This window comes from Amycolatopsis sp. NPDC005232 (assembly GCF_040607795.1).
In the GTDB taxonomy this organism is placed as follows: Bacteria; Actinomycetota; Actinomycetes; order Mycobacteriales; family Pseudonocardiaceae; genus Amycolatopsis.
The window spans coordinates 1-4,735 of record NZ_JBEXHL010000086.1 but is presented as its reverse complement, the minus strand read 5'-3'; the positions used below and the strand labels follow the sequence as shown (position 1 = coordinate 4,735).

Below are 4,735 nucleotides of genomic sequence, written 5' to 3'. Positions count from 1 at the left end.
ACTCTTCAATAGTATTACCCATAAGGCGAAGAAGTCCAAACGGGACCCTTGGTTTTTCCGTTGGCGTGTCTGCGGTCCGCCCTTTCGAAGGGCTCTGGAACGGTCGCAATAACCATCACCTTATTCGCTCTTGTGTTCGATTGTTCGCGCAGAGTGGGGCTCTACCAGCGGTTTTGGCCCAGCCACCACCGCGGCCCCGTGCTTCTCCAGTGGCGGAAGGCGATCTTGCCCCGGGCCCGGGAGTGTCCTTTGCGGACTGACGAACGACGGTCCGACGATCGTCGGAAATCCGGTGCGCGGCGCCCCGGCGGGGCGGGCAGGGCGTCCCCGGGGAGGGTCGGAACCCCTGCCGCGGCGGGGGTTCGGCGGCCCGGCGGCGGCGACGCCCGTTGGGCGGCAAAGGAGTCGACCGGCGGACCGGAGCCGGCCACGAAACCCGACAAAGCAGAACCCCCAAGAGCGGCAACGGGTGCGCACCCCGGTCCTCCGGCACGGGTCCGGTCGCGTGAAGACTCGGCCAAGCGTGTGACCGGCGAAGGCCCCGGACCGGCGTTCCGTGTGACGCAAGGGCAGGCGGCGCTCGGCCGAGCGGGTGGCACCGCGGTGAACGACGGTTCGGCCGCCCGAAGCCGTGCCAGGGACAGATATCAGGCCCACACCAGATGCCGCGAGTGACCTGAAGCACCCGGCTCACTCAGCGAGGGAACGGCCCCTCGGCACGGACCACGAGACCCCGGACAGGGTCCGCGAGCACAGAAAAAAGCGCTCCGGCCAGAACCGCGGGCTAGCCGCGCCGGCCGGGGCGCCGTCATGGATCAGCAGGTCGGGGGCGAGATGATATGTCTACTCAGGACTTTCAGGCGGGCGCCGTGGTCCGGGCGAGCGCGAAGTACCGCTCATCGCTGTAGGGCCCAGGCGCGCCGGTGGCGGGGTCCCAGATCGTCCGCGACAGCTGGAAGAGGTCCCCCAAGTACACGTGCAGCGCCACGGACCGGTCGGCGGTCCGGTTGGCCACCGAATGGATCACGCGCTCGTCCATCGGCAGCACCGACCCCGCCGCCGTGTCGGTCTCCCCCGCGCCCGTGAGGCCCGAGCCGTCCGCGCGGTAGAAGGTGTTGGTCTCCCGGCCCTCGAGCACGGCGATGCACGCCGGGATGAGGTGGTCGTGCGGCGGGTACTCCGTCCGGGGCCCGATCTCGACCCGCAGCAACGTCAGCGTCGGCTCGGCGTGGAGCACGTGCTCGTCGATGCCGGCGCCGGGCAGCCAGCCGAGGACCTCGGCGGCGGACGCGGCGACCTCCCGCTGCAGCCGCACCAGCGCGGCCGCCGGGTCCGGGGCGCCGCCGGCGCGTCGGGCGGCGAGGATCAGGTCGGTGAGTTCGGTCATGGGGGCTCCGTCCACCTGGGAGGGTCGCGGCCGGTCGGGCCGCGAAGTGGGGCCAGGTTCCATCGACGGGTGTCGTGCGCTCGTGAAGGCGGCGGGCGGATTCTCAGCCGGCTCAGATGATCGGCACAGGTTCGGGCGCCGAACAGCCGTTTGGTGAACGGCCGTTCGGCGCCCACCGAAAAAAGAGGGCCGCCTCCCCGGAGGAGAGGCGGCCTGAGGTGGAGAGTGGTGGGAGTCAGCGGGAGTGGAGTGTCAAAGCCGTTCCTGGAGAGCGTCGGCCGCGGCGAGCAGATCGGCGGCCCAGCGCGCGCCCGGTTTGCGGCCGATGCGTTCGATGGGCCCGGAAACCGACACCGCCGCGACGACCGTGCCCGACGAATCCCGCACAGGCGCTGAGACGCTCGCCACGCCGGGTTCGCGTTCGGCGACGCTCTGCGCCCAGCCGCGGCGGCGCACTTCCAGCAAAGTGCGTTCGCCGTACACGGCTTCGGCGAGGATGGTGCGCTGCGTGTGCGGATCCGACCACGCGGCGAGGACCTTCGCACCCGAGCCGGCCGTCATCGGCAGGCGCGAGCCGATCGGCACGGTGTCGCGCAGGCCACTCGGCGGCTCGGCCGTCGAGACGCACACGCGCTGCACGCCGTCCCTCCGGTACAGCTGCACGCTTTCGCCCGTGATGTCGCGCAGCTTCGGCAGCACCGAGCTCGCCGCGTCGAGCAACGGGTCGGTCGAGCCGCCCGCCAGCTCGGCGAGCGCCGTGCCCGGGCGCCAGCGGCCGTCCGGTCCCCGGCGCAGCAACCGATGCACTTCGAGACCGACGGCGAGACGGTGCGCCGTCGCCCTCGGTAGTCCCGTGCGTGTGCAGAGTTCCGCCAGCCCACAGGGGTCTTCGGCGACGGCCTGCAGCACCGCCACGGCTTTGTCCAGTACTCCGATACCGCTATGCTGTCCCACGACGCGATACTAACTTCCCGAAGTTTGGGAAGTCCAGAATCTGGGAAAAACGAACTCGAGCTGCGCACGTGACGTGGCTCGCCCCGCCTGAGGACGTCGCCCGAGTTCCTTGCTCCCGGCCAACCCCTTGGAAGGAGCCGGAGATGACCAGCCCGACCGGCAAGGCTCGCACGCTGGCGGAGAAGGTGTGGGACAGCCACCTCGTGCGCCGAGGCGAAGGTGCCGAACCGGACCTGCTCTACATCGACCTCCACCTGGTGCACGAAGTCACGAGCCCGCAGGCGTTCGACGGCCTCCGGCTGGCCGGGCGGCCCGTGCGCCGTCCCGACCTCACCATCGCGACCGAGGACCACAACGTTCCCACCGTCGACATCGACCTCCCGATCGCGGACCCGGTGTCGCGCACGCAGGTCGACACCCTTCGCCGCAACTGCAAGGAGTTCGGTGTCCGGCTGCACCCGATGGGTGACGTCGAGCAGGGCATCGTGCACGTCATCGGCCCGCAGCTGGGGCTCACGCAGCCCGGCACGACCGTGGTGTGCGGCGACAGTCACACCTCCACCCACGGTGCGTTCGGCGCCATGGCCTTCGGCATCGGCACTTCGGAGGTCGAGCACGTGCTCGCCACCCAGACGCTGCCGCTGCGCAAGTTCAAGACGATGGCGATCACCGTCGACGGCGAACTGAAGCCGGGCGTCACGGCGAAGGACATCATCCTCGCCGTCATCGCCAAGATCGGCACCGGCGGCGGGCAGGGCTACGTGCTCGAGTACCGCGGCAAGGCCATCGAGGCGCTGTCGATGGAAGCGCGCATGACGGTGTGCAACATGTCGATCGAGGCGGGCGCGCGCGCCGGCTTGATCGCGCCGGACGAGACGACGTTCGAGTATCTGAAGGGCCGTCCGCACGCGCCGCAGGGCGCCGACTGGGACGCCGCCGTGGCCGCGTGGCGCGACCTGCGCACCGACGAGGGTGCCGAGTTCGACGCCGAGGTGCACCTCGACGCCGACGAGCTCACCCCGTTCGTGACCTGGGGAACCAACCCGGGCCAGGGCTTGCCGCTGGGCGCCTCGGTGCCCGACCCGGCCACGATCCCCGACGAAAACGAGCGCGTCTCGGCCGAGAAGGCCCTGTCCTATATGGATCTGACGCCGGGCACGCCGCTGCGTGAGATCGCGGTGGACACGGTCTTCCTCGGTTCGTGCACCAACGGCCGGATCGAGGATTTGCGCGCGGCCGCCGAGGTGCTGCGCGGGCGCAAGGTGGCCGAGTCCGTGCGGATGCTCGTGGTCCCCGGGTCGATGCGCGTACGCCAGGCGGCCATCGACGAGGGCTTGGACAAGGTCTTCACCGATGCCGGCGCCGAGTGGCGGCAGGCGGGCTGCTCGATGTGCCTGGGCATGAACCCGGACCAGCTCGCCCCCGGCGAGCGCAGCGCGTCGACCTCCAACCGCAACTTCGAGGGCCGGCAGGGCAAGGGCGGGCGCACGCACCTGGTGTCGCCGCTCGTGGCCGCCGCCACGGCCGTGCGGGGGACGCTCTCGTCCCCGGCCGACCTGGCCACCGTCTGACCTTCCCGAGACAGGAGCTCCCACCATGGAACCGTTCACCCAGCACACCGGTGTCGGGGTGCCGCTGCGCAGGTCCAACGTGGACACTGACCAGATCATCCCGGCCGTCTACCTCAAGCGCGTGACCCGCACCGGCTTCGAGGACGGCCTGTTCGCCGCCTGGCGCACCCAGGACGACTTCATCCTCAACCAGGAGCCCTTCGACCGCGGCAGCGTCCTGGTCGCCGGCCCCGACTTCGGCACCGGCTCCTCCCGCGAGCACGCCGTGTGGGCGCTCATGGACTACGGCTTCCGCGCCGTGGTCGCCGCCCGCTTCGGCGACATCTTCCGCGGCAACTCCGGCAAGGGCGGCCTCGTCGCCGCCCAGTGCGAGCAGTCGGACGTCGAACTGCTGTGGAAGCTGCTCGAGAACGAGCCCGGCACGGAGGTCACGGTCGACCTCGAGACCAAGACCGTGCGGGCCAAGGACTTCACCGCCCCGTTCCAGATCGACGACTACGTGCGCTGGCGCCTGCTCGAAGGGCTCGACGACATCGGCTTGACCCTGCGCCACGCCGAAGAGATCACCGAGTTCGAATCGACCCGGCCCTCCTGGAAGCCCGTGACCACCCCGATCACGGCCTCCTAGCCCCGTCCGGGGGCACGGATTCCCTGCTCGGAAAGGGAATCCGTGCCCCCACGGCAGGCTGCTTCGCCCACACCAAACGGCACCTCCCCCGGCCCCGGAAGGGTCCCTCGGGAGGCGGAACCACTCCCCGCGCAAGGGAAAATTCCGCGTGCCGTTTGGAATTTGTGCTGCGTTGGTAATACCGTGTTCGCTAAG

At 70.2% G+C, this 4,735-nt stretch carries 4 protein-coding genes; 2 read left to right on the top strand and 2 right to left on the bottom strand.

The window, feature by feature from the left end:
- Window positions 1-856 precede the first annotated feature (856 nt).
- Window positions 857-1,387: a hypothetical protein gene (locus ABZU76_RS51540; protein WP_354885859.1), complete on the bottom strand. Its 531-nt coding sequence runs from the start codon at window positions 1,385-1,387 to the stop codon at window positions 857-859.
- Window positions 1,388-1,639: 252 nt separating this feature from the next.
- Window positions 1,640-2,341, bottom strand: coding sequence for an IclR family transcriptional regulator (locus ABZU76_RS51535; RefSeq protein ID WP_220237623.1), 702 nt, complete (start codon window positions 2,339-2,341; stop codon window positions 1,640-1,642).
- Between the two features lie 143 nt (window positions 2,342-2,484).
- Between ABZU76_RS51535 and leuC the strand changes: the two genes are divergently transcribed.
- Entirely contained in the window at window positions 2,485-3,912 is a 1,428-nt protein-coding gene (gene leuC, locus ABZU76_RS51530) for a 3-isopropylmalate dehydratase large subunit (RefSeq protein ID WP_354885856.1), read from the top strand.
- A 25-nt stretch (window positions 3,913-3,937) separates the two neighbouring features.
- Entirely contained in the window at window positions 3,938-4,540 is a 603-nt protein-coding gene (leuD, locus tag ABZU76_RS51525) for a 3-isopropylmalate dehydratase small subunit (protein WP_354885853.1), read from the top strand.
- The last annotated feature ends 195 nt before the right edge of the window (window positions 4,541-4,735 follow it).

Coding starts and splice junctions, on each gene's coding strand:
- leuD (WP_354885853.1), top strand. CDS start 3,938: ATGGAACCGTTCACCCAGCACACCGGTGTCGGGGTGCCGCTGCGCAGG.
- ABZU76_RS51540 (WP_354885859.1), bottom strand. CDS start 1,387: ATGACCGAACTCACCGACCTGATCCTCGCCGCCCGACGCGCCGGCGGC.
- leuC (WP_354885856.1), top strand. CDS start 2,485: ATGACCAGCCCGACCGGCAAGGCTCGCACGCTGGCGGAGAAGGTGTGG.